This window comes from Burkholderia singularis, assembly GCF_900176645.1.
Lineage (GTDB): Bacteria > Pseudomonadota > Gammaproteobacteria > Burkholderiales > Burkholderiaceae > Burkholderia > Burkholderia singularis.
This window is the reverse complement of sequence record NZ_FXAN01000065.1, coordinates 18,259-40,841: the sequence shown is the minus strand read 5'-3', so window position 1 is coordinate 40,841 and position 22,583 is coordinate 18,259. Positions and strand designations below refer to the sequence as shown.

Sequence of the window (22,583 nt, the reverse complement as noted above, 5' to 3'; positions counted from 1 at the left end):
ATGCGCATCCTGCTCCATACGCCGAACGACGACGCGGGCGACTGGCAACGCGATATCGAGCGCACACTGCCCGGCGCGCAGCCGCGCGCATGGCAGCCGGGCGACGACGCGCCCGCCGATTACGCGCTCGTCTGGCGCGCGCCGCGTGCGTTCTTCGCGCCGCGCGCGGGCCTGAAGGCGATCTTCAATTTGGGCGCGGGCGTCGATGCGATGCTCGCGCTCGAACGCGATCATCCGGGCACGCTGCCGAGCGGCGTGCCGCTCGTGCGCCTTGAAGACGCCGGCATGGCGCAGCAGATGATCGACTACGTCGCGCATGCGGCGCTGCGCTATCTGCGCCGCTTCGACGAATACGCGTTGCTGCAGCGCGAGCGCCGCTGGCAGGTGCTCGAACCGCATCCGCGCGACACGTTCGTCGTCGGCGTGCTCGGCCTCGGCGCGCTCGGCCGGCAGGTCGCGCACGCGCTCGCCGCGCTCGGCCTGCCGGTGCGCGGCTACAGCCGCACGGCGAAAACGCTTGGCGGCATCGCGACATTCGCCGGCCGCACGCAGTTCGACGCATTCGCCGACGGCGTGAAACTGCTCGTGAACCTGTTGCCGAGCACGGCCGATACCGCCGGCCTCCTGAACGCGCAGACGTTCTCGAAGCTCGCGCGCGGCGCCTACCTCATCAACGCCGCGCGCGGCGCGCATCTCGTCGAAGCGGACTTGCTCGACGCGCTCGCGAGCGGCCGCGTCGCCGCCGCGACGCTCGACGTCTTCGCCGACGAGCCGCTGCCGCAGCACCATCCGTTCTGGCGCGAGCCGCGCATCACCATCACGCCGCATTGCGCCGCGCAAACGCTGCGCGCCGACGCCGTGCGGCAAATCGCCGAGAAGATCGCCGCGCTCGAACGCGGCGAGCCGATCAGCGGCGTGGTCGATCGCGCGCGCGGCTACTGAGCGCGCAACCGCACGAGCCCGATCACGCCATGCCCACCACCGCGAAAGCCCCGCCCTCGCCCATCTCGATGCCGGGGCGCCCCCACCTCAGGAGACTCGCATGACGCTGCCCTCTTCCGTCAAGATCGTCGAAGTCGGCCCGCGCGACGGGCTGCAAAACGAAAAGGCGTTCGTCCCCACCGACGTCAAGATCGAACTCGTGAACCGGCTCTCGCGTGCCGGCTTTCGCAATGTCGAGGCGGCGTCGTTCGTATCGCCGAAATGGGTGCCGCAGATGGCCGACGGCGCCGACGTGATGGCCGGCATCGAACGCTGCGCGGGCACGATCTACTCGGCGCTGACCCCGAACCTGAAAGGCTTCGAGAACGCGCTCGCCGCGCGCGCCGACGAAGTGGTGATCTTCGGCGCGGCAAGCGAGGCGTTCTCGCAGCGCAATATCAACTGCAGCATCGCCGAGAGCATCGCGCGCTTCGAGCCCGTCGCGCGCGCGGCGAAGGAAGCGGGCGTGCGGCTGCGCGCGAGCGTATCGTGCGCGCTCGGCTGCCCGTACCAGGGCGACGTGCCGGTCGCGGCGGTCGTCGACGTCGTCGAGCGGCTCGCCGCGCTCGGCTGCGACGAGATCGACATCGCCGACACGATAGGCGTCGGCACGCCGGCACAGACGCGCGCCGTGCTCGACACGGTCGCGAAGGTATTCCCGCGCGAGCGGCTGTCGGGCCACTTCCACGACACCTATGGGCAAGCGCTCGCCAATATCTACGCGGCGCTTCTCGAAGGCATCACGATCTTCCACGCGTCGGTCGCGGGCCTCGGCGGCTGCCCATATGCGAAGGGTGCGACCGGCAACGTCGCGACGGAAGACGTGCTGTACCTGATGCGCGGCCTGGGCATCGAGACCGGCGTCGATCTCGACGCGGTGGTCGCCACCGGCGATTTCATCTCGAACGCAATCGGCCGCGCGAATGTGTCGCGCGCGGGCCGCGCGCTGCTCGCCAAGCAACGCGCGAGCGCCGACGAGCCGCCCGCGTGCGCATGACGCGCCCCCGCCCCGTTATTCGGATCGATCGAACCACTCCAATCACTCAAACCCAGCAAAGCCATCGTCATGCCACATCCAGCTCCCCTCGACCAGCTCCCCGATTCCGCGCGCCGCGTCGCGCTTTTGCTGCGTGAGCGCGGCCATGCGAAGGACATCGTCATGCTCGAGGAAACCGGCAAGACCTCGGCCGAAGCAGCCGCAGGCCTCGGCTGCTCGGTCGCGCAGATCGCGAAATCGATTCTGTTTCGCCGTCGTGCCGACAGCGCGCCGGTGCTCGTCGTCGCGAGCGGCGCGAACCGCGTCGACGAGAAGAAGGTCGCCGCGCATGTTGGCAACATCGGCCGCGCCGATGCGAAGTTCGTCCGCGACCACACCGGCTACGCGATCGGCGGCGTGTGCCCGGTCGGCCATCTCGTCGAGCCCGTCACGCTGATCGATCGCGATCTGCTCGAACTCGACAGCCTGTGGGCGGCGGCCGGCCATCCGCATGCGGTGTTCAATTTGTCGCCGCAGGAACTCGTCGCGCTGACGGGCGCGCCCATCGCCGAAATCGCCGTGCGCGACCCGGCATGAGCGAAACGACGACACAACGCCGCGCCGGCCCGCAGGCGCATGCGGTCAATGCCGGCGTGCCGTCGCCGTGCACGAACGTATGCAGGATCGACGAGCTGACCGGCTGGTGCGCCGGCTGCCGCCGCACGCGCGACGAGATTGCCGGCTGGCGCAGCTTCGACGACGACGCGAAACGCGCGGTGCTGGCCCGACTCGCCGCGCGCCGGTAATCGGCCGGCGGCCGATCCGGATGTAATGGCCGCACGGGTGGCACGCGGGCAGGCGTCGTGCGTCAACCTGACGGCGCACGCATCGGCATTCGAAAAAAAAAGCCGTTCGCCCCAACAGGCGAACGGCGTGCATAAGAGAATTCTGTCGACGTGATCAACGTCATGCTCCATGATACGACGCCCACTCGCTGCACCGCATCAGGAGTTTCCCTACAATTTTCTTGCGCCGTCCCACACGGCTTGCGCTTCACTGTCCCGCTCCCTGCCGCACGGTCAGTTGCGCACCGCAACACGCCGCGCCGGCACGATGCGCCATCCGAGATTCACGCCGGCCGCCGCGAGCAGGATCAACACCGCGCCGAATACCTGGCTCCATGCGAGCGTCTGCCCGAACGCGAACCGATCGACGACGATCGCGACAACCGGATAGACGAACGACAGCGCGCCGATCGTCGCGGTCGGCAGCTTCTGAATCGCGCCGTACAACAGCACGTACATCACACCCGTGTTGACGACGCCGAGCACGACGAGATCGAACCATTGCATCGGCGTCGCGGGCAACGCGTCGAAGTGAGCGAACGGCGCGAGCAGCAGCATGCCGACACCCGTCTGGAACAGCGCGAGCAGATGCGGCGGCGTGCCCTTCAGACGCTTCGTGACGATCGACGACACCGCGTAGAGAAACGCCGCGCCGAGCGCGAGCGCAACGCCTTCCAGATACTGGCCGGGCAGCGCGAGCACCGCGGGCTCGACCCGCACGACGCACACCAGGCCCGCAAATGCGATCGCAAGCCACGCGATGGTCGATACGGTGAGACGCTCGCGGAAGATCAGCGCGCCGAGCGCGACGAGCATGAACGGCTGCGTGTTGTAGACCGCCGTGGCCATCGAAATGGACGCGCGTGAATACGCGGCGAACAGCAGCACCCAGTTCGCGACAATCGTGACGCTGCTGAGCGCAGCGAGCGCGACCGTGCGCGCGCGAAACAGGTCGCGGCGCAACAGACCCAGCGCCGCGCAGACGACGAGCATCGTCGCCCCGCCGAACAGGCAACGGAAAAACACCACGTTCATCAAATGCTGCTGCGACGACACGACCAGCCAGCCGATCGTCCCGGACATCAGCATCGCAAGCACCATCTCCAGCGCACCGCGGCGCATTTCGTTCGAAGCCATTTGAATTCACCCAATGCAAAGGTCTGGCTTCGATTTTAGAGACTTGCATCGCGCATCTCTATCGCTAAACTGAGAAAAAGACGCCGCTGCACCTTTGAAACGAAGGTCAATATGCAAAAACGCCTTTCATCGACCACGCATCCGGCGAGCCCGCTCGACGCGCTCGACCGCGAGTTGCTGCGCGCACTCGCCGACGACGCGCGCCTGAGCGTCAGCGAGCTTGCGCGGCGCATCGGGCTGTCCGCGCCGAGCACGGCCGAACGTCTGCGCCGGCTCGACGCGCAAGGGGTGATCACGCGCTTCACGGTCGAACTCGATCCGCGCGCGCTCGGCTACACGCTGCAAGCGATCGTGCGCGTCAAACCGCTGCCCGGCCAGCTTCATCTGGTCGAGGAATTGCTGCGCCGCATTCCCGAGTTCGTCGAATGCGACAAGGTCACGGGCGACGACTGCTTCGTCTGCCGTCTCTATCTGCGCTCGATCGAGCAGCTCGACGAAATACTCGCGAAGGTGACCGAGCGGGCGGAAACGAGCACCGCGATCGTCAAGTCGACACCCGTTGCGCGGCGCCTGCCGCCGCTGTCGACCGACGGCGACTGACGTTTGCCGCGCCCTGTCACACGGGCTCGCTTGCCTCGAAGAACGCCAACGCCTCATCGATCAACGCGACGGGCGCTTCTTCCGGAATGTAGTGGCCGCATGCGATCGCGCGGCCGCTCACGTCACGCGCCACGCGCCGCCATTCGTCGAGCGGATCGAACAAACGTCCGACTACGCCTTCCTCGCCCCACAGCACGCGCAGCGGGCATACAAGCTTGTTGCCGCGCTCGAGATCCGCGCGGTCGTGCTCGAGATCGATCGTCGCGGACGCCCGGTAGTCCTCGCACATCGCATGCACCGCGCCCGGCTGGCGCAATGCGTCGCGATACGCCTGCAGCGCCTGCGGCGAGAACGGCGCGAGCCCGGCCGAGCGATGCGCCATCACCGCGTCGATATACGCATCGGTATGACCGCCGATCAGCGTCTCGGGCAACGGCTCGGGCTGTATCAGAAAGAACCAGTGAAAATAAGCGGTCGCAAACGCGCGGTCGGTGCGCTCGTACATCGCCAGCGTCGGCGCGATGTCGAGCAGCAGCATGCGCTCGACCGCATCGCGATGATCGAGCGCCATCCGGTGCGCAACGCGCGCGCCGCGATCGTGCGCGCACACGTAGAAGCGGGGAAAGCCGAAGTGACGCATCACGGCCACCTGATCAGCCGCCATCGTGCGCTTCGAGTAACACGCATGCCGCGCATCGCCCGCCGGCTTACTCGAGGCGCCGTAGCCGCGCAGATCCGTGGCGATCACGGTGAAATGCCTGGCGAGCGTCACGGCGACACGATGCCAAATCATGTGCGTCTGCGGGTGCCCGTGAAGCAACAAAAGGGGCGGCCCCGTGCCTCCTTTGACGCCGAAAATATCGACATCTTGCACCGTCACGCGAAACGGTGCGAACGCCTCAAACGACATGGTCTTGTTCTCTAGAATCGTTGTGCTTGATATTGTAGAAGTGCGGTTGTCGCGCATCGCGCGCGCCGGTGCGCAAAACATAGAAACTGAGCACTCATTCGACAGGGCCCCGGCCGCAGCGCATTTTGTTAAGCATGCCTATAATGGCACGACCGTTCGTGTTAATTTGCCACTAATGCGTATCCGGCCCGACCGCATTCGATCCGTCCGATCCTGCCGGAATGCCCGTGCGCCACGAACGATACGATGCGCTTTGTCATCGCGCGCGCAACAACAACCGCCACGGGCCACAAGTGAGTGCCGAAGCGCTACCTTCGGCTCGTGGCATGGAGCCGGAGTCAACGCTAAAGCGCTAACTCTGGTCGACCGCCGCGGGGCGGGTGTAAGGCGCTGAAGCGCCTACTCCCGCTATCCGCGGCATGGGACCAGAGTCAATGCTAAAGCGCTAACTCTGGTCGACCGCTGCGGGGCGGGTGTAAGGCGCTAAAGCGCCTACTCCCGCTATCCGCGGCATGGGACCAGAGTAAGCGCTAAAGCGCTAACTCTGGTCGACCGCTGCGGGGCGGGTGTAAGGCGCTAAAGCGCCTACTCCCGCTATCCGCGGCATGGGACCAGAGTAAGCGCTAAAGCGCTAACTCTGGTCGACACCGGAGACACATATGGCCCTGCCTGCCGTTCTGCAACAACTCGCGCTGCCCGTGATCGCTTCGCCGATGTTCATCGTCAGCTATCCTGAACTCGTGCTGGCACAATGCAAGGCGGGCATCGTCGGCTCGTTTCCCGCCCTCAACGCACGGCCCGCCGAATTGCTCGACGAATGGCTCACGCAATTGCAAGCGCAGCTCGCCGAGCACAAAGCCGCGCACCCCGACGCAGTGATCGGGCCGATCGCCGTCAACCAGATCGTCCACCAGTCGAACGTGCGGCTCGAGCACGATATCCGCGTCTGCGTCGATCACAAGGTGCCGATCTTCATCACCAGCCTGCGCGCACCCGCACGCGAAATCGTCGACGCCGTCCACAGCTACGGCGGCATCGTGCTGCACGACGTCATCAATCTGAGGCATGCCCAAAAAGCGCTCGAAGCGGGAGTCGACGGCCTCATCCTCGTCGCGGCAGGCGCGGGCGGCCATGCGGGCACGACGTCGCCGTTCGCGCTCGTCGGCGAAGTGCGCAAGATCTTCGACGGCCCGATCGTGCTATCCGGCTCGATCGCCAACGGCGGCTCGATCCTCGCCGCGCAGGCAATGGGCGCCGATCTCGCGTACATAGGCACGCGCTTCATCGCGACGCAGGAAGCGCACGCGGTGGACGATTACAAGCGCGCAATCGTCGATGCGAAATCCGCCGACATCATCTACACGAATCTCTTCACCGGCGTGCACGGCAACTACATTCGCGAGAGCATCGTGAACGCGGGCCTCGATCCGGAAGCACTGCCGGTCGCCGACAAATCGAAGATGAATTTCGGCAACGACAAGTCGAAGGCGTGGAAGGACATCTGGGGTGCGGGGCAAGGCGTCGGCCTGATGGACGACGTGCCGAGCGTCGCGGAACTGGTCGGGCGCCTGAAGCGCGAGTACGACGAAGCGAAAGCCCGCCTGGGAATTCGCGCTTAACGCGCTGACGGAAGATTCACGGCTGCGCCATACGGCGCGCCGTGGCGAACGCCGCGCAGCATGGCGCGCGAACGGCGTCGCGCTCGGGCGCGGCGCACCGAAGCCGCGGCGGCACGCGCGGCCCGCTCGCCACCGCGCAGCGCACGCCTAATCATCCGCCACGCCGAACCGGCAAGCCACGCCGTCAACCGAGCCGCTTCATCCGCGGCATCGAATACTGCCGCAGCCGCTCGTCGATCGACGGACACAGCGATTGCCCGGAGAAGCGATCGGCAACGAAGTCGACGAACGTGCGCACCTTCGCCGACACGTGCCGTCGGCTCGCGTACACCGCGTAGATCGGCAACTCCCGCGGCGGCAGCACGTCGAGCAGCAGCGGCACAAGACGCCCGGCCTCGATGTCCTCGCCGACCACTTCGGTGCCGAGCAGCGCAATGCCCGCGCCGCCCAGCACCGCGACGCGCAACCCTTCGAGGTGGTTGACGATCATGTTGCCCGACAGCGGCGCGCGCGAAGCGGTGGCGACGTCGGTCAGCGCGGCGTCGAACAATGTGTCGTTCGACTCGCGGCGGATGTAATTGTGATGCTGGAGATCGGCAACCGTTGTCGGCGTGCCGCGCTTTTCGAGATATTCAGGCGACGCGACGAGCACGATGTGCGCAGTGGCGATCTGCCGCGCGACGAGCGACGACGACTTCATGCCCGTGGCCGCGGCGCGAACCGCGACGTCGTACCCTTCGTCGATCAACTCGACGACCCGGTCGGACAACGTAATCTCGACCGTCACATCGGGGTAGCGCTCGGCATACGACGACGCAGCGTCCATCACGTACCGCAACCCGAACGCCGACAGCGACGTCAGGCGCAGACGCCCTTGCGGCACGACGCTCGACGCGCCGACTGCCTGACCGGCTTCGTCGAGTTCGGTCAGCGCCTGCACCAGCCGTTCGTAATATTCGCGCCCCGCCTCCGTCGGCGCGACGCGGCGTGTCGTGCGATGCAAAAGCCGTGCTCCGAGCTGATGCTCGAGATGCATCACGTGCTTGCTCGCCATCGCCGCCGACATCTCCATGCGTTCCGCCGCGCCGACGAAGCTGCCGACTTCGACGACGTACCGGAACACATTCATGCTGACGAGGGTGTCCATCGAAATAGTGCTCGCAACTGTTAAAAATTTGTCTAGTCGCAAGCAACTGTAACAAAGCTAATGAGCCCGAAACGTCAAGAAAGGAAAAATGACAGCGAGTAATGTAACGCCGCTAACTTATCTCAAGGGATCGGCCGGGTAGTGCGGGTTCTAGCGCACTTTTTCATCGTGATCCGAAGCGTTTACACGGCCGGCGCAGCCGGCTGACGGGCCGCAAACCCATGCAAACGCCCACCCCGAATGCAGCCGCGCCGCCTCGCCGGACCAGCCGCTATCCATATTCATCTCGCAGCTATCCATATACGCGACACACGGATGGCCCGCGCCAACGCGCCGCCGTCAGAATTTCGCCCGAATTCCCGCGCCGAACGTATCGCCGCTGCCCATCCCCGAAAAACGGTCGTTCATGTAGGCGGCATACAAATCCGTGCGCTTGGACAGCGGATAGTCGTAGCCGACCGCCCAAGTACGGTGGGTCTGCTCGAGACCGCCCGATCCGTGCGAGTACGCATACGATGCAAGCGCTCTGCCCGCGCCAAGCGGCACCGCCACGCCGCCTTGCACGGTATTCACGTGCCAGCTTCCGGCATCCTGCTCGTTGTGCGTATACATATATTGTCCGTAGAGCTTGACGAGTTTGAAGTCGTAGGACAGGCCGACTTGCGCGACACCTTGGCTCTTCATTCTCGACACGAGCGCGCCGAGATCGCCCGGATCGTTGTTGAAGTTCACGTACTGATAAACCGCTGTTGCTGCAAACGGGCCGTTTGCATAATTCAGTTGTCCGCTCCATTTTTTTGAGCGGTTTTCCCCCGCCGAATTGCCGAACGCATACATTACCCCCCCGCTTAATCCGCCGAACGACGGGCTCGTATAACCGACCGCGTTATTCCAGCCCGAATCGCCGACGACGCCCTGATCGGTCGTATACGTCGGGAACGTGCCGAGGCCGAGGAACACGTGGTAGACCATCGGCGAGAACACGTATGAATCGATGAACGGGTTGAAGAGGATCGTCGAGACGAACAGATGGGTCGTCAGACGCCCGGCCGTCACCGTGCCGTATGGCGTCGCGAGCCCGACATACGCGTTGCGCCCGAAGAACGTATCGCCGTCGAAGCGGCCGTAGCGGCCGGTCTGCGCGCGGAAAAAATCCTCCAGCGTGAAGATTGCCTGATACCCGCCGCCGAGATCCTCGGTGCCGCGAATCCCCCAGTAAGACGTCGACATCCCGCCGCCCTGCACGCCCCACGCCCGCTGGCCGCCGGGAAATTTCTGCGCGCCGATCCACTCGTCGACCTGGCCGTACAGTTGAACGCTCGATTGCGCCCGGGCAAGCGTCGCGCCCCCGGCGAGCGCCACGGCGGCGGCGCACATACAAGTGGTTTTCAACGCACGGCTGGCGGTTGATTTCATAAGATCTCCAAATTGTCTATCTGTCGGTCTTGACGAACGGTCTTGGGAAATGATGCGGCGCACATCGCATACGAGCGCGGCAACGGAATGCGAGCGCTCGAACGCGGTCCATCTTCCAAGGCCATTTTTATGGTCAAAAAAGAAGAGACTTATTGCAGATATACCGTCTGCATTAATTTCCCGGCGATTTGTCGGGCGTCCGCGGCCAAAGGCCGGCTCCCGGCGCGATGCATCGCGCCGGGCCGCGCGCGTCGCTCGCGATGAGGCGCGAAAGATAGCGTAATCAATGAGATGCGCGGCGGGATTTCGCGCGAGTGTGGCGAATTTGCATCAGCACGCGGCGTGTGCCGCCGCATTAGACGAATGTGTCAGTTGCGGGAAAAAGGCGCGAGAAACGGTTCGCGCGCCGCGCCGTTTTGCCCGCGCGGCGCGGGAGCGGTCCGCCCGCCGCGTTCCTCGTTGTAGCGCGCGACATCGGCACGGATCGAGCCCGCGCGCATTGGCAGGTTGACCGAGCCGGGCGCGTGCGGCACCTGCCGCGCATCGGCACTGATCGGCCGGTATGGGCTTTGTGCCGCGTAGCGCCCGTAGGACGGCGTCGGGCGCAAGCCCCAGCGGGGGCCGTAACCGCTGACGCCGATCCTGGCATCCCGGCCATGCGGCGGCGCCGCTTGCAGATAGCCGGCGCCGCCGCGCCAGCCGCCGCTATCTTCCGCGGCGTAGGCTGACGGCGCGCCGCCGCGCGGGCCGCCGCCGAATCCGGGCCCGCCGCCGCGCGGCGGCTGCGCGAAGACGAGCGACGCCGCAAGCGCACCGAACGCGCTCACGGCCCATTGCCCGATCCTCCGTTTTACCCGTTCCGTCTTCATCACTGGCCCACTACATGCCTTGTCCATTCAAGTTCGCGCGAAACGTATATCGCCCGAGACTTTCAACAGTAATTTATGGGTGCCGCGAAAGCGTGTCGAGCCAAAAAGTGTTAGACCTCAGGCATCGGTGTAACACCATGTTACTGCTAGGTTTTTCACCTATTCCGCCCATTTTGTCAGACTGATTTTTAACATTTCGATAACCGGATTAAAAACCATCGAATGGGCAATCGATGACTCGTTGAAATGCGCTCGAATCATCAATCGATTCTCTGAATGAATTTGCCTATTCAATAGTCAGCCGTGACAATAGCCGGACCGACAACGGCCGGCGTCCGCGTTGAGCGCCGTGCCGCTCACCCTGCATTCAATCGAGATCCGAAATGGCGCGTTCACGCTTCATCCCCGACAATTTCACCCTCGCGCTTGTCGGCACCGTCGTGCTCGCAAGCGTGCTGCCCTGCCGCGGCGCCGCCGCGCACGCGTTCAACTGGGCCACCGACATCGCGGTCGGGCTGCTGTTCTTCCTGCACGGCGCGAAGCTCTCGCGCGAGGCCATCATCGCCGGTGTGACGCATTGGCGGCTGCACTTGGTCGTGCTCGTCAGCACGTTCGCGCTGTTTCCGCTCGTCGGCCTCGCGCTCAAGCCCGTGCTCACGCCGCTCGTCACCCCCGCGCTTTATGCGGGCGTGCTGTTCCTCTGCACGCTGCCGTCGACCGTGCAATCGTCGATCGCGTTCACGTCGATCGCGAAGGGCAACGTGCCGGCGGCTGTCTGCTCGGCATCCGCATCGAGCCTCATCGGCATCTTCGTCACGCCCGCGCTCGTCGGCCTGTTGATCACATCGCACGGAACCGGCGCGGCCGCGTCGCCGTGGAGCACGATCGGTGCGATCGTCATGCAGTTGCTCGTGCCGTTCGTCGCCGGTCAACTGCTGCGGCCCGTGATCGGCGCCTGGATCGAGCGCCATCGCGGCGTGCTGCGCTTCGTCGATCAGGGTTCGATCCTGCTCGTGGTCTACGTCGCGTTCAGCGAAGCGGTCAATCAAGGGCTCTGGCATCAGATTCCACCCACCGCGCTCGGCGGTCTCGTCGTCGTCAACGTCGTGCTGCTCGCGATCGCGCTCGGCATCACCGCGTTCACGAGCAAGCGGCTCGGCTTCAATCGCGCGGACCAGATCACGATCATCTTTTGCGGCTCGAAAAAAAGCCTCGCGGCCGGCGTGCCGATGGCGAAGGTGATCTTCGCGGCGCATGCGGTTGGAGCAGTCGTGCTGCCGCTGATGCTGTTCCATCAGATCCAGTTGATGACCTGCGCGGCGCTCGCGCAGCGCTGGGGCGCTCGCGACACCAGCCGCGAGCGGCAAACCGCCGCGCGCGACGACGCAATGGGCGCGGCGAAGGCGGGCATCGCCGCGAAACGTTGAGTTTCATCGAGTTTCGCTGAATGCCGAGCGGCTCCCGCACGGGTGCGTCCCGCGCGGCCAGGCCGCTCGAGGCGGTCCAGTGCTGGCGCTGGACCGCTTCATTGCCGAGTCGCACGGCTGCCGCCACGAAGGAAAACGCCCGGCGACGCAGGGGCGCTGTTTTATCCGGAGCAATTGAATCGGCAGGCCGACTGTGAGCCGCCGCGTCGATGAAATGACGCCCGCTGCGGATCTTCTGTCGAATAAGCCGCCGGCCGCGGAAGAGGCCGTCGCCAGGACGCGTTCGCGTTGGTTGCGCCGCGCGGCTCGGCCGATGAAGCTGCGGGCTCAACCGGCTAAGGCAAAGCTGCGGGTTAATCTTTTTTAGCCCATTTTTTTGCTTTTTAATCCGCTTTTTCCGTTCCAAACGCGAAATTCCGGATACGGGCACCCGCGTCTTTACCTCGGCACAGACGCCACCCGTCCCGGCATCGGGCGTCTGTCGGACGTGCCTTACCCCGCGCCATTTTCCGCCCCGCGCCCGAACGCTTGCGCGCGTCTTGCTCGCCGCCCGCCCTCGCCCCGTGCAGGTGCGCCCCGCGGTTTTGCCCGGGTCTGCGCATTTCCCATCTCCGCATCTTCCACTTCCCGCCTCCACCATCACCGCCCCCGCCCGAGGCGGAATGCCCGATGCGCCCAAAACGGGCATCGCTTCACAAAAAATTCATTCAATCTGCCCGTACCGGCGCCGTTAAGCCTGCTTCTCGTCACTGCGCTCCACGTCACGAGCGCGACGCGCCGCCCTCGGAAAGCACGCCCGATGAACACCACCCGCCTCACCGTCAAAACCCGGCTGCGCCTGCTTGTCGCGCTCGTCGTCCTGGTACTTGCCGCAGTTGGCGGCATCGGCCTTGCAGGCGTTGCCCGCATCGGCGACGCGCTCGCGCATGTCTTCGAGGATCGCGTGAAGGCCCTGCAGCGGATCTCGTCGCTCGACGAGATCGTCACGCAAACCCGCTACGCGATCGGCGACGCCGTGCTCGATCCGTCCGCCGCCAAAACCGATGCGCTCACCAGCGCGTCGGCGCGCGACGTCATGGCGATCGACCGCCTGCTCACCGAGCATCGCGCAATGCCGCTCGCCGACGCCGAGCGCGCGCAGGCCGAGCGTCTTGCCGCCGATTGGACGACGCTGCGCGACCAGGGCATCCGGCCGGTGATCGCCCTGCTGAAGGCGAACAATCTGTCCGAAGCGCAATGGGTGGTCACGCAGACGCTCGAGCCGGCCGCGCAGCGCGTCAAGACCGAGAGCGCGCAATTGCGGCAAGTCCAGCTCGACGCGGCGCAACGCGCATACGACCGCGCGCGGGGCATGGCTCGGCTCGTCCAATGGGCGGTCGCAGGCTGCGTATTGGCGGGCGTCGCGCTCGTCGCCGCGCTGTGCGCGACGATGGCGCGCGCGCTTGCGCGGCAGCTCGGCGGCGAACCGCATGACGCTGCAGCTGTCGCCAGCGGCATAGCGGCCGGCAATCTCGCGCTCGACGTGCACGCCGCCGACGCCGCGCCCGGCAGCGTGCTGCATGCGATGCACACGATGCGCGCACGCCTTGCCGCGACGATCGGCACGCTGCAACGCGCGGCCGACGCGATTGCGCACACGACGGCCGATATCGCGCACGGCAACCACGACCTGTCGCGCCGCACCGACGAGCACGCAGCCGGCCTTCAGCAGACGGCCAGCAGCATGGAGCAGCTCGCCGCGACCCTACGCGCCAACGCCGACCATGCACGTCAGGCCAGTTCGCTCGCCTCGGCGGCGTCGGCGCAAGCCGAGCACGGTGGCGCGGCGGCGCGCGACGCGATGACGCGAATGGAAGCGTTATCGGTGCGTTCGCAGCAAATCCGCAGCATTTCGTCGACGATCGAAGGCATTGCATTCCAGACCAACCTGCTCGCGCTCAACGCGGCCGTCGAGGCGGCGCGCGCGGGCCCCGCCGGCCGAGGCTTCGCGGTAGTCGCCCAGGAGGTGCGCGGCCTCGCGCATCGCAGCGCGCAGGCGGCCAAGGAAATTTCGGCGCTGATCGCCAGCGTGACGGACGAAGTCGAACGCGGCACGGACACCGTGAAGGCCGCGGGCGGCACGATCGTCGATATGCTCGCGTCGGTGCGCCAGGTTGCAACGCTCGTCGACGAGATTTCGCATGCGTGCGACGAGCAGCATTCTGGGATCGACCAGATCAACCGCGCGGTCGCGCAAATGGATCAGATGACTCAGCACAATGCGTTGCTCGTGCAGAAGGCGGCCGGCGCGGCGGGCGCGCTCGCCGACGAAGCGGCCGCGTTGCGCGCAGCGGCGGCGATTTTCCGGGTGGCGGCGTGATGTGGTGATCAGTCAGGGGGCAGCATCGGCATTTCGAGCCGAGTTTACTATTTTTAGTAAACAAATAATCGTCACCCATCCCAATTAAATCAAGAAAAATCAAGCGCCATTAGCATAATCCCTGAGCGTTTTACTAAAAATCATGCCATAAAATCACAATCACACTAAACACCTGTCACGCCCAACGATGAGCACCACCATTCGCGATGTTGCGCAGGCTGCCAACGTGTCGATCGGCACGGTGTCCCGCGCGCTGAAGAATCAACCCGGCCTGTCCGAAGCCACCCGCGCGCGCGTGGTCGAGATCGCGCGCCAGATGAATTACGACCCGGCGCAGCTACGCCCGCGAATCAGGCGGCTCACGTTCCTGCTGCACCGCCAGCACAATCACTTCGCCTCCACGCCGTTTTTCTCGCACGTGCTGCACGGCGTCGAGGACGCGTGCCGCGCGCGCGGCATCGTGCCGTCGCTGCTGACGACCGGGCCGAACGACGACGTGCTCCGCCAGATGCGCCCTCACGCGCCCGACGCGATCGCGGTCGCGGGCTTCATGGAGCCGGAGACGCTCGAAGCGCTCGCCGCGACAGGCCGCCCACTCGTGCTCATCGATATCCGCGCGCCGGGGCTGCGCTCGATCAACGTCGACAATGCCGGCGGCGCCGCACTCGCGATGCGGCATCTGTTCGACACCGGCCGCCGGCGCATTGCGTTCATCGGCGGCTCGCTCGCGCACTACAGCATCGCGCAGCGGGCGTTGGGCTATCGGCGCGCGTTCTTCGATGCCGGGATGCTGTTCGACCCGTCGCTCGAACTGTCGATCGACCCGAACCTCGGGCCCGACGTCGGCGCGGCCAAAGCCATGCGACAATTGCTCGATGCGGACGGGCCGCTCCCCGACGCGGTGTTTGCCTACAACGATGCGGCCGCGCTCGCCGCGATGCGCGAGTGCCTGGCGCGCGGCGTGCGGGTGCCGGACGACATCGCGTTCGTCGGCTTCGACGACATCCCCGCCGCCGCCCACGCGAGCCCGCCGCTGACGACACTGGCCATCGACAAGGAAACGCTCGGCCGGCAAGGCATCGAATTGCTGCTCGCGGACGCGCCCGAGCAAACCGAACTCAGCGTTCCCGTGCAGTTGGTCGCGCGGGCCAGCAGCGCAGGCGCGACGCACGCGCCGCACGCTCTCACCTCGGTACTTGGATCATGACGACTTCAGCCACGCCCGCGCCCCACACGGCCATCGGCACACCGCAAGCAAGCAGGCCGCCCTCCCCCGCGTCCGGCGCGCACGCCGGATGCGGCGAGCCTGCCGTGCCGCGCGTCGAAAACTTCCGTGACCGGCAGTTCCTGCTGTCGCACGTGCAGCACACGCTGCGCTTTTACGCGCCGAACGTGCTCGATCCGTCGGGCGGCTTCTACCACTTCTTCCGCGACGACGGCACCGTCTACGACCGCACGACACGCCACCTCGTCAGCAGTTGCCGCTTCGTCTTCAACTACGCGATGGCATACCGCCACTTCGGCAATCCGCGCGATCTCGATTACGCACGCCATGGGCTGCGCTTTCTGCGCGACGCGCACTGGGACGCGGCGCACGAAGGCTACGACTGGGAAATCGAGTGGCGCGACGGCGTAAAACGCGCGACGCGCGACGGCACGCGCCACTGCTACGGGCTCGCGTTCGTTCTGCTTGCGGCCGCGCACGCGGCGATGGCGGGCATCGACGAAGCCAAGCCGCTGATTGCCCAGACCTTCGAGCTGATGGAGCATCGTTTCTGGGATGCCGCGGCGGGCCTCTACGCGGACGACGCCACGCCCGACTGGAGCGTCTCCAGCTATCGCGGCCAAAACACGAACATGCACGCGACCGAGGCGCTCCTCGCCGCCTACGAGGCGACCGGCCATCTGACATATCTCGACCGCGCGGAAAAGGTCGCCACGCATATCGTCCAGCGCCAAGCCGCGCTGTCGAACGATCTCGTGTGGGAGCATTTCCGGGCCGATTGGTCGGTCGACTGGGAATACAACAAGGAAGACAGCTCGAACATCTTCCGCCCGTGGGGGTTCCAGCCGGGCCATCAGACCGAATGGGCGAAGCTGCTGCTGATTCTCGAACGGCACCGCCCGCTCGACTGGCTGCTGCCGCGCGCGATCGCGCTGTTCGACGCGGCGCTCGCGCACGCGTGGGACGCCGATCACGGCGGTCTCTGCTACGGCTTCGACCCCGACTACAAAGTGTGCGACCACGACAAGTATTTCTGGGTGCAAGCCGAAAGCCTCGCCGCCGCCGCGCTGCTCGGCCAGCGCACCGGCAGCGAACGCTTCTGGGACTGGTACGACGAGATCTGGCGCTATAGCTGGACGCATTTCGTCGATCACCATTACGGCGCCTGGTACCGAATCCTCACCTGCGACAACCGCAAGTACAGCGACGAGAAGAGCCCGGCCGGCAAAACCGACTACCACACGATGGGCGCCTGCTACGAAGTCCTGAACGCATTGCCGGCACCGCACGCAGCGGATGGCGGCAACGACGGCGCCGCGGCCGATCGCGCGACGCCGCCTGCGCAAGGCAACGGCACGCACGCACAACATGCCGGCCACGGCAGCCCCGCCGGCGCGCCGCCCCGCCACAACGGAGGCACCCTGCGATGAGCGCGACGTTTCCGCAATTCGTCTCTGCCGGCGACATCCTCACCGACCTGGTCCGCACCGACAGCGCGAACTGGGCGTCGCGTCCGGGCGGCGCCGGCTGGAACGTCGCACGCGCGGTCGCGAAGCTCGGGGTGGCGAGCGCATGCGCGGGCGCGCTCGGCCGCGACTGTTTCTCCGACGCACTCTGGCGCGAAAGCGAAGCGGCGGGGCTCGACCTGCGCTTCCTGCAGCGCGTCGAGCGCGCGCCGCTTCTCGCGGTTGTTCATCAAACGCATCCGCCCGCGTACTTCTTCATCGGCGAAAACAGCGCCGATCTCGCCTTCGATCCGGCAAGCCTGCCGCAGGGCTGGCGCCAGCATGTGAAATGGGCGCATTTCGGCTGCATCAGCCTCGTGCGCGAGCCGCTCGCGTCGACGCTCGTCACGCTCGCGGCCGAGTTGCGCGAAGCGGGCGTGTCGATCAGCTTCGATCCGAACTACCGCAATCTGATGACGGACAGCTTCAAGCCGACGCTCGAGACGATGGCGAAGCTCGCCGACGTGATCAAAGTCTCCGACGAAGACCTGCGGCATCTGTTCGCGGACGACGACGAACCGCGCGCGATCGCGCGGCTGCGCGCGCTCAATCCGCATGCGGCGCTGCTGGTCACGCGCGGCGCGCGCACGGCGACGCTCCACTCCGGCGGCCGGACGTTCGACGCGCAACCGCCGCGCGTCGACGTGATGGATACGGTCGGTGCCGGCGACGCGACGATCGGCGGCTTACTGTTCAGCCTGATGACGATGGAAAGCCGCGGCTGGCGCGAACATCTCGCATTCGCGCTGGCGGCAGGCGCGGCGGCCTGCCAGCACACCGGCGCGCACGCGCCGACGCTCGACGAGGTGCTTGCGCTCGTCGCGCCGTAACCACGGCCCGCACGATACACCCGTCCGGCTCGCGTCAGCGCCGCAACTTTGCCGCCGCGACATCGTCGCGCAGCTGCTGAAAGCGCGGCATCGGGATGTTAGGATGAAGCGTCGTTTCTGCTTTGCATCGAATCGAAGTAAGTGCTCGTGCACTTCTGCGGCCAACACGGGAGAAGCATCATGGACGGCGGCAATACCTACACGAAGGGCATCTACACGGCCAAGGCGCACACCCACAAGACGGACGACGGGCGCTATCAGGGATACGTGATCCTCTCCCGGGACGATGGCGAAACGCCTGACAATACCGTCTACGAAGTCGGCGCAACGAGCGTCAGCGAATCGGAAGCGTTCGACGAAGCGAAGGCGCTCGCCCACCGGATTCTCGGCGAACTGGCGCTGTGACGGCGCGCGGCGCGGCGTGCCGCGCGGGCGTCATGCTCACCAAAGCCGCGCAATCACCGACACGATCGCCATGATCACGAGCGTCGACATGAACGGAAACGGATAAACGCGCGAGCCGAGCTTGAGCGTCACGTCGCCGGGCAGGCGCCCGACGCCGAGCTTCGACAGCCACGGCCACGCGCGCGCGAGCACCATCACGGCGATGAACGTGGTGAGCAGCCAGCGCAGCATCGCAATTCCCCTTGTCGGCGCTTACAGCGTATGTGAACGGTCGCCGCGCGCAAACGCCTCGAGCGTGCCGTCGATGCCGCGCGAAAACGCGATCACCTTGAAAAGCTCGCCCATCTCCGCCTCCGAAATCAGCTTGTGCACCGCATTCGCGGCGGGCAGGAAACGCTGCGCGTCGGACGGATCGATTTCGGCGAGCACGTCGGTAATTCCCGCGTTCAGCAGAAAGCGCGCCTGCGACGTGTAGCCGAGCAGATCCGCACCGGCGCCGACGCCTGCCTCGTAGATCGCGCTGAACTCGACGTGCGCGGTCATGTCCTGCAACCCCGGATAGACGAACGGATCGTCGTGCGCGTGGTGCCGGTAATGGCACATCAGCGTACCCTGCGCACGCTGCCGGTGGTAGTACTCGTGAAACGGAAAGCCGTAGTCGATGAAAAACGCCGCGCCGCGCGCGAGCATCGTGCAGACCGTGCGGACGAATGCCGCGGCCGCGTCGTGCGTCTCCGTCACGTAGCCGTCATCGGCGTCGATTCCGGCAAGACGCGCGGTATCGCCAGCCTGCGCGAGCGGCCGCTCGGCGAACACGAACGCGCCCGCGCCGCTCACCGCGACGCCGCGCTCGCACCAGCCGCGCGCGCGCTTGACGAAAAGCCGCACCGGCATCGCGTCGAGCACCTCGTTGCCGATCACCACGCCGTCGAAGCGCTCGGGCAGCGCGTCGAGCCAGCGCACGCGCGCGGCCAGCGCGCGCGCGTCGGCTTCGAGCGTCTCGCGCTGGCGCGCACGCAATTCGCCGGACAAATCGACGATCGCGTATTCGTCAAGCTCGACGCCAAGCGCCACGAGCGCGCTCAACAGGCCCGCGGCCAGCCTGCCCGTGCCCGCGCCGAACTCCATCACGCGCCGCGTGCCGCTCAGCTCGAGCGCCTGCGCGATCGGGCGCGCGAGCGTGCGTGCGAAAAGCGGCGACAGTTCGGGCGCGGTAACGAAATCGCTGCCGTCGTCCGCGCGCCGGCCGAACTTGCGCGCGCCGCCGCTGTAATAGCCGGCACCCGGCGCGTACAGCGCGTGCTCCATATAGCGCGAGAATGGAATCCAGCCGCCCGCCGACGCGATCTGCGCGCGCAGCGCGGCTGCGAGCGATTCGGACTGCGCGAGCGCGTCCGGGCTGGGAACGGGTAAACTAGCGGGTTCGTGAGCTTTCGGGTTCATCCCGGCATTGTAAATGACCGTTTCCGCCGACCTCCGGGACGCTTCCGCCGATGTCCGCGTGGCGCAACGCACGCGGGCCGTGCTGATCGCGCTCACCATGCCCGACGATGCGGGCGCGATCGGCCGCGCGCTCGCGCTCGGCTTCGCGCAGCGCGGCTGGGATGTGGCGATCGCCGCAAGCATGGAGCCGCCGGGCGCGAACGCGGATGCGCACGACGCTGCCCGCGCGGCCGCGTCGATCGCCGCCGAAGTCGAATCGCTCGGCCGCCGCGCAGCGGCGCTGGCGGCCGACTTCGCCGCCGAGCACGACGTCGCGCGGCTCGTCGACGCGTGCGGCGCGGCGCTTGGCCGCCCGAGCTGCGTGATCGTCCAGGCGGCAGGCCGCGCGGACAACGCGCGCGACATCGGCTATGCATCGCTTGCCGAGACGATCGCCCGCGAAGTCGCCGCGCCGCTCGTGCTCGCGCGCGCGCTCGCCGCCGCGACGCCCGAGGCCGCGCGCGACGACGAGCGCGAACGCGCCGTCGTGATTCACCTGCTGGACGAGACCGTGTTCCATCCGGCGCCCGAGCGCTTGTCGCACTCGCTCGCGCAAGCCGCGCTGCACCGCGCGACTGCCGCGCAGGCGCTCGCGCTCGCGCCTAAGGTGCGCGTGGTCGGCCTCGTGCGCGGGCGCGCGCCGCGCGTGGACGAAATCGCCGATGCGGCCTGCTATCTTGCCGAGGCGTCCGGCGTGACCGGCGCGACGCTGACCATCGACGGCGGCGAGCATCTCGAGCCGACGGCCGGCGGCAAAAATTGACGGGCGCGGCCGCGCGCGGGCATTCCGACGCCGCGTGCGGCCGCGCCGCTTTACGTGCATCACCCTTTGTGACTGGATCGACCATGTTTGCCGCCCTCCTGCACCCCAGGCTCGCCGATTGCCGCCGGCTGTATCTGCGCAACTACGAGGTGTATATCAATATCGGCGCGTTCGAGCACGAGAAGCGCGGCGAGCAGCGTGTCGTCATCAATGTCGACGTGTTCGTGCCGCTCGCGCTGACGACGCCCGTCGAAGACCGGCTGCGCGAAGTGGTCGATTACGACCTGCTGAAGCAAAGCGTCGCGCAGTGCGTCGCGCGCGGCCACATTCATTTGCAGGAAACGCTGTGCGACGCGATCGCCGCGAATCTGCTCGCGCACGGCGCCGTGCGCGCGGTGCGCGTCTGCACCGAAAAACCGGACGCTTATTCCGATTGCGACGCCGTCGGCGTCGAGGTTTTCCGTATCAAGGACGAGGAGCGAGCATGAATGTGCGCCAAAGCACGTACCCGTCGGGTACGCCCCACCCCGGCACGCCGGACGAGGCCGGCGCGGCCGCCGGCGTCGAAGCCGCGGTGGCCGAACCCAGCCGCCGCGCACTGACGCGCCGCGAGCAAAAAGAGGCCTACGAGAACAACAAGCTGTTCAAGCGGCTCGTGCGCCAGGTCGGCCAGGCAATCGGCGATTACAACATGATCGAGCATGGCGACAAGGTGATGGTCTGCCTGTCGGGCGGCAAGGACAGCTACGCGCTGCTCGATATCCTGCTGCGGCTGCGCGAGCGCGCGCCGATCGATTTCGACATCGTCGCGGTCAACCTCGACCAGAAGCAGCCGGGTTTTCCCGAGCACGTGCTGCCCGAATACCTGACGCGAATCGGCGTGCCGTTCCATATCGAAAACCAGGATACCTACAGCATCGTCAAGCGCCTCGTGCCCGAGGGCAAGACCACCTGCTCGCTGTGCTCGCGGCTGCGCCGCGGCATTCTGTACCGCGTCGCGGGCGAACTCGGCGCGACCAAGATCGCGCTCGGCCACCACCGCGACGACATTCTGCAAACGCTGCTGCTGAACCTGTTCCATGGCGGCAAGCTGAAGGGCATGCCGCCGAAGCTGCAATCGGACGACGGCAGGAACATCGTGATCCGGCCGCTTGCGTATGTGAAGGAAACCGATCTGGAACAGTACGCGCAGCTGCGCGAATTCCCGATCATTCCGTGCAACCTGTGCGGCAGCCAGCCGAACCTGAAGCGCGCCGAGATGAAGGCGCTGATCCGCGAATGGGACAAGCGCTTCCCAGGGCGCGTCGACAATATGTTCAACGCGCTCGCCAATGTCGTGCCGTCGCACTTGATGGACGCGACGCTGTTCCCGTTCGCCGGACTGCGCGCGACGGGCCGCGCCGACCCCGGCGGCGACATCGCGTTCGACGAGCAACCGTGCGGCGCCGATACGGACGCGCCGTCAGGCGGCGCGCTCAAGCCGATCTCGATCGTTCAGTTCGACGACCTGTAACACGCGGGCCGCGGATGGCCGCCGCGCGCGGCGATCCGGCGGCGGGCGCCGCGCGGCTCGCTTCGGCCTCGCCCGGCCACACGCAGCGCAAGCGGATCGGGCGGTTTCATGATGACGCGGCGCATACGCGCCAGAATCGATCGCGCATGATCGAAACGGAGAACGGCATGACCGAAGACGAACGGGCGATTCGCGAGCTGGTCGACACTTGGATATCGGCCAGCCAAAGCGGCGATATCGCGACGGTGCTAAGCCTGATGACGGACGACGTGGTTTTCCTGGTCCCCGGCCAGGCGCCGTTCGGCAAACGTGAATTCGAGGCATCGGCCGGCGCGATGAAAGGCGCCGGGCTCGATATCGAAGGCGGCAGCGAAATCGAGGAGATTTGCGTGCTCGGCGACTGGGCCTATCTGCGCAATCGCATCGACATGACGATACGCGCCCCCGGCGGCGCGGCGCCGGTGCGCCGGCAAGGCCGCACGCTGACGATCCTGCGCAAAGAGGCCGACGGCCGCTGGCGGCTCGCGCGCGATGCCAATCTCGTGATGCCGGTACCGCCCGAATCGGCATAGCC

At 66.5% G+C, this 22,583-nt stretch carries 23 protein-coding genes; 16 read left to right on the top strand and 7 right to left on the bottom strand.

Features of this window, described 5'->3' with window-relative positions; genetic code table 11:
• The 4 genes from BSIN_RS14515 (at position 1) to BSIN_RS14500 (ending at position 2,763) form a co-directional block, all read left to right on the top strand.
• A complete protein-coding gene (locus BSIN_RS14515) occupies positions 1-942 on the top strand; it encodes a 2-hydroxyacid dehydrogenase (protein WP_089341020.1) in 942 nt (313 codons plus the stop codon).
• Positions 943-1,042: 100 nt separating this feature from the next.
• A complete protein-coding gene (locus BSIN_RS14510) occupies positions 1,043-1,978 on the top strand; it encodes a hydroxymethylglutaryl-CoA lyase (protein ID WP_089341019.1) in 936 nt (311 codons plus the stop codon).
• 69 nt (positions 1,979-2,047) lie between these two features.
• Positions 2,048-2,554, top strand: coding sequence for a YbaK/EbsC family protein (locus BSIN_RS14505; protein WP_089341018.1), 507 nt, complete (start codon positions 2,048-2,050; stop codon positions 2,552-2,554).
• Positions 2,446-2,763, top strand: a complete 318-nt coding sequence (locus tag BSIN_RS14500; RefSeq protein ID WP_369828187.1) for a DUF1289 domain-containing protein — start codon at positions 2,446-2,448, stop codon at positions 2,761-2,763. The genes BSIN_RS14505 and BSIN_RS14500 overlap by 109 nt, the downstream gene beginning before the upstream one ends.
• Before the next feature lie 273 nt (positions 2,764-3,036).
• On the opposite strand, the gene BSIN_RS14495 is transcribed toward BSIN_RS14500, so the two are convergent.
• A complete protein-coding gene (locus BSIN_RS14495; protein ID WP_089341017.1) occupies positions 3,037-3,939 on the bottom strand; it encodes a DMT family transporter in 903 nt (300 codons plus the stop codon).
• A gap of 111 nt (positions 3,940-4,050) precedes the next feature.
• Here BSIN_RS14495 and BSIN_RS14490 point away from each other — a divergent pair, with 111 nt between their 5' ends.
• Positions 4,051-4,539 (top strand): Lrp/AsnC family transcriptional regulator, encoded by a 489-nt coding sequence (locus tag BSIN_RS14490; protein ID WP_089341016.1) that lies wholly within the window; start codon positions 4,051-4,053, stop codon positions 4,537-4,539.
• Positions 4,540-4,555: 16 nt separating this feature from the next.
• Here BSIN_RS14490 and BSIN_RS14485 read toward each other — a convergent pair whose 3' ends face one another.
• Positions 4,556-5,449: an alpha/beta fold hydrolase gene (locus BSIN_RS14485; RefSeq protein ID WP_059517491.1), complete on the bottom strand. Its 894-nt coding sequence runs from the start codon at positions 5,447-5,449 to the stop codon at positions 4,556-4,558.
• Positions 5,450-6,108: 659 nt separating this feature from the next.
• Here BSIN_RS14485 and BSIN_RS14480 point away from each other — a divergent pair.
• Positions 6,109-7,068, top strand: coding sequence for an NAD(P)H-dependent flavin oxidoreductase (locus BSIN_RS14480; protein WP_069233435.1), 960 nt, complete (start codon positions 6,109-6,111; stop codon positions 7,066-7,068).
• Positions 7,069-7,252: 184 nt separating this feature from the next.
• On the opposite strand, the gene BSIN_RS14475 is transcribed toward BSIN_RS14480, so the two are convergent.
• From BSIN_RS14475 to BSIN_RS14465, 3 genes are all read right to left on the bottom strand, one after another.
• On the bottom strand, positions 7,253-8,215 hold the full coding sequence (locus tag BSIN_RS14475; RefSeq protein WP_059517487.1) for a LysR family transcriptional regulator: 963 nt from the start codon (positions 8,213-8,215) through the stop codon (positions 7,253-7,255).
• A gap of 339 nt (positions 8,216-8,554) precedes the next feature.
• On the bottom strand, positions 8,555-9,631 hold the full coding sequence (locus BSIN_RS14470; protein WP_059517476.1) for a porin: 1,077 nt from the start codon (positions 9,629-9,631) through the stop codon (positions 8,555-8,557).
• 368 nt (positions 9,632-9,999) lie between these two features.
• Positions 10,000-10,500 carry a peptide-binding protein gene (locus tag BSIN_RS14465; RefSeq protein WP_089341015.1) on the bottom strand — a complete coding sequence of 167 codons (501 nt, stop codon included), beginning with the start codon at positions 10,498-10,500 and terminating at the stop codon, positions 10,000-10,002.
• 383 nt (positions 10,501-10,883) lie between these two features.
• On the opposite strand from BSIN_RS14465, the gene BSIN_RS14460 reads away from it, so the two are divergent.
• The 6 genes from BSIN_RS14460 to BSIN_RS14435 all read left to right on the top strand — a co-directional run bounded on the left by BSIN_RS14460 (position 10,884) and on the right by BSIN_RS14435 (position 18,251).
• Entirely contained in the window at positions 10,884-11,927 is a 1,044-nt protein-coding gene (locus BSIN_RS14460; protein WP_089341014.1) for a bile acid:sodium symporter family protein, read from the top strand.
• 799 nt (positions 11,928-12,726) lie between these two features.
• Positions 12,727-14,286 carry a methyl-accepting chemotaxis protein gene (locus BSIN_RS14455; RefSeq protein ID WP_089341013.1) on the top strand — a complete coding sequence of 520 codons (1,560 nt, stop codon included), beginning with the start codon at positions 12,727-12,729 and terminating at the stop codon, positions 14,284-14,286.
• 187 nt (positions 14,287-14,473) lie between these two features.
• Positions 14,474-15,493 (top strand): LacI family DNA-binding transcriptional regulator, encoded by a 1,020-nt coding sequence (locus BSIN_RS14450; protein WP_089341012.1) that lies wholly within the window; start codon positions 14,474-14,476, stop codon positions 15,491-15,493.
• A complete protein-coding gene (locus tag BSIN_RS14445) occupies positions 15,490-16,941 on the top strand; it encodes an AGE family epimerase/isomerase (protein WP_089341011.1) in 1,452 nt (483 codons plus the stop codon). The genes BSIN_RS14450 and BSIN_RS14445 overlap by 4 nt, the downstream gene beginning before the upstream one ends.
• Positions 16,938-17,846, top strand: coding sequence for a carbohydrate kinase family protein (locus tag BSIN_RS14440; RefSeq protein ID WP_089341010.1), 909 nt, complete (start codon positions 16,938-16,940; stop codon positions 17,844-17,846). Before BSIN_RS14445 ends, BSIN_RS14440 begins: the two co-directional genes overlap by 4 nt.
• 180 nt (positions 17,847-18,026) lie before the next feature.
• A complete protein-coding gene (locus BSIN_RS14435) occupies positions 18,027-18,251 on the top strand; it encodes a hypothetical protein (RefSeq protein WP_059517459.1) in 225 nt (74 codons plus the stop codon).
• 36 nt (positions 18,252-18,287) lie between these two features.
• Here BSIN_RS14435 and BSIN_RS14430 read toward each other — a convergent pair whose 3' ends face one another.
• Entirely contained in the window at positions 18,288-18,482 is a 195-nt protein-coding gene (locus tag BSIN_RS14430) for a DUF2905 domain-containing protein (protein ID WP_059517457.1), read from the bottom strand.
• Between the two features lie 21 nt (positions 18,483-18,503).
• Complete coding sequence (locus tag BSIN_RS14425; protein ID WP_089341027.1) at positions 18,504-19,694, bottom strand: class I SAM-dependent methyltransferase; 1,191 nt, start codon at positions 19,692-19,694, stop codon at positions 18,504-18,506.
• 13 nt (positions 19,695-19,707) lie between these two features.
• Between BSIN_RS14425 and BSIN_RS14420 the strand changes: the two genes are divergently transcribed.
• The 4 genes from BSIN_RS14420 to BSIN_RS14405 all read left to right on the top strand — a co-directional run bounded on the left by BSIN_RS14420 (position 19,708) and on the right by BSIN_RS14405 (position 22,581).
• Positions 19,708-20,496: an SDR family NAD(P)-dependent oxidoreductase gene (locus tag BSIN_RS14420; protein ID WP_173678687.1), complete on the top strand. Its 789-nt coding sequence runs from the start codon at positions 19,708-19,710 to the stop codon at positions 20,494-20,496.
• Positions 20,497-20,579: 83 nt separating this feature from the next.
• Positions 20,580-20,984 (top strand): dihydroneopterin aldolase, encoded by a 405-nt coding sequence (locus tag BSIN_RS14415; protein WP_069233445.1) that lies wholly within the window; start codon positions 20,580-20,582, stop codon positions 20,982-20,984.
• Complete coding sequence (gene ttcA / locus BSIN_RS14410) at positions 20,981-22,009, top strand: tRNA 2-thiocytidine(32) synthetase TtcA (RefSeq protein ID WP_089341009.1); 1,029 nt, start codon at positions 20,981-20,983, stop codon at positions 22,007-22,009. Before BSIN_RS14415 ends, ttcA begins: the two co-directional genes overlap by 4 nt.
• 167 nt (positions 22,010-22,176) lie before the next feature.
• Complete coding sequence (locus BSIN_RS14405; RefSeq protein ID WP_089341026.1) at positions 22,177-22,581, top strand: YybH family protein; 405 nt, start codon at positions 22,177-22,179, stop codon at positions 22,579-22,581.
• Positions 22,582-22,583 lie beyond the last annotated feature (2 nt).

Excerpts from the sequence above, each read along its gene's own strand:
- BSIN_RS14515 (WP_089341020.1), top strand. The coding sequence starts at position 1 with ATGCGCATCCTGCTCCATACGCCGAACGACGACGCGGGCGACTGGCAA.
- BSIN_RS14510 (WP_089341019.1), top strand. The coding sequence starts at position 1,043 with ATGACGCTGCCCTCTTCCGTCAAGATCGTCGAAGTCGGCCCGCGCGAC.
- BSIN_RS14505 (WP_089341018.1), top strand. The coding sequence starts at position 2,048 with ATGCCACATCCAGCTCCCCTCGACCAGCTCCCCGATTCCGCGCGCCGC.
- BSIN_RS14495 (WP_089341017.1), bottom strand. The coding sequence starts at position 3,939 with ATGGCTTCGAACGAAATGCGCCGCGGTGCGCTGGAGATGGTGCTTGCG.
- BSIN_RS14490 (WP_089341016.1), top strand. The coding sequence starts at position 4,051 with ATGCAAAAACGCCTTTCATCGACCACGCATCCGGCGAGCCCGCTCGAC.
- BSIN_RS14485 (WP_059517491.1), bottom strand. The coding sequence starts at position 5,449 with ATGTCGTTTGAGGCGTTCGCACCGTTTCGCGTGACGGTGCAAGATGTC.
- BSIN_RS14480 (WP_069233435.1), top strand. The coding sequence starts at position 6,109 with ATGGCCCTGCCTGCCGTTCTGCAACAACTCGCGCTGCCCGTGATCGCT.
- BSIN_RS14475 (WP_059517487.1), bottom strand. The coding sequence starts at position 8,215 with ATGGACACCCTCGTCAGCATGAATGTGTTCCGGTACGTCGTCGAAGTC.
- BSIN_RS14470 (WP_059517476.1), bottom strand. The coding sequence starts at position 9,631 with ATGAAATCAACCGCCAGCCGTGCGTTGAAAACCACTTGTATGTGCGCC.
- BSIN_RS14465 (WP_089341015.1), bottom strand. The coding sequence starts at position 10,500 with ATGAAGACGGAACGGGTAAAACGGAGGATCGGGCAATGGGCCGTGAGC.
- BSIN_RS14460 (WP_089341014.1), top strand. The coding sequence starts at position 10,884 with ATGGCGCGTTCACGCTTCATCCCCGACAATTTCACCCTCGCGCTTGTC.
- BSIN_RS14455 (WP_089341013.1), top strand. The coding sequence starts at position 12,727 with ATGAACACCACCCGCCTCACCGTCAAAACCCGGCTGCGCCTGCTTGTC.
- BSIN_RS14450 (WP_089341012.1), top strand. The coding sequence starts at position 14,474 with ATGAGCACCACCATTCGCGATGTTGCGCAGGCTGCCAACGTGTCGATC.
- BSIN_RS14445 (WP_089341011.1), top strand. The coding sequence starts at position 15,490 with ATGACGACTTCAGCCACGCCCGCGCCCCACACGGCCATCGGCACACCG.
- BSIN_RS14440 (WP_089341010.1), top strand. The coding sequence starts at position 16,938 with ATGAGCGCGACGTTTCCGCAATTCGTCTCTGCCGGCGACATCCTCACC.
- BSIN_RS14435 (WP_059517459.1), top strand. The coding sequence starts at position 18,027 with ATGGACGGCGGCAATACCTACACGAAGGGCATCTACACGGCCAAGGCG.
- BSIN_RS14430 (WP_059517457.1), bottom strand. The coding sequence starts at position 18,482 with ATGCTGCGCTGGCTGCTCACCACGTTCATCGCCGTGATGGTGCTCGCG.
- BSIN_RS14425 (WP_089341027.1), bottom strand. The coding sequence starts at position 19,694 with ATGAACCCGAAAGCTCACGAACCCGCTAGTTTACCCGTTCCCAGCCCG.
- BSIN_RS14420 (WP_173678687.1), top strand. The coding sequence starts at position 19,708 with ATGACCGTTTCCGCCGACCTCCGGGACGCTTCCGCCGATGTCCGCGTG.
- BSIN_RS14415 (WP_069233445.1), top strand. The coding sequence starts at position 20,580 with ATGTTTGCCGCCCTCCTGCACCCCAGGCTCGCCGATTGCCGCCGGCTG.
- ttcA (WP_089341009.1), top strand. The coding sequence starts at position 20,981 with ATGAATGTGCGCCAAAGCACGTACCCGTCGGGTACGCCCCACCCCGGC.
- BSIN_RS14405 (WP_089341026.1), top strand. The coding sequence starts at position 22,177 with ATGACCGAAGACGAACGGGCGATTCGCGAGCTGGTCGACACTTGGATA.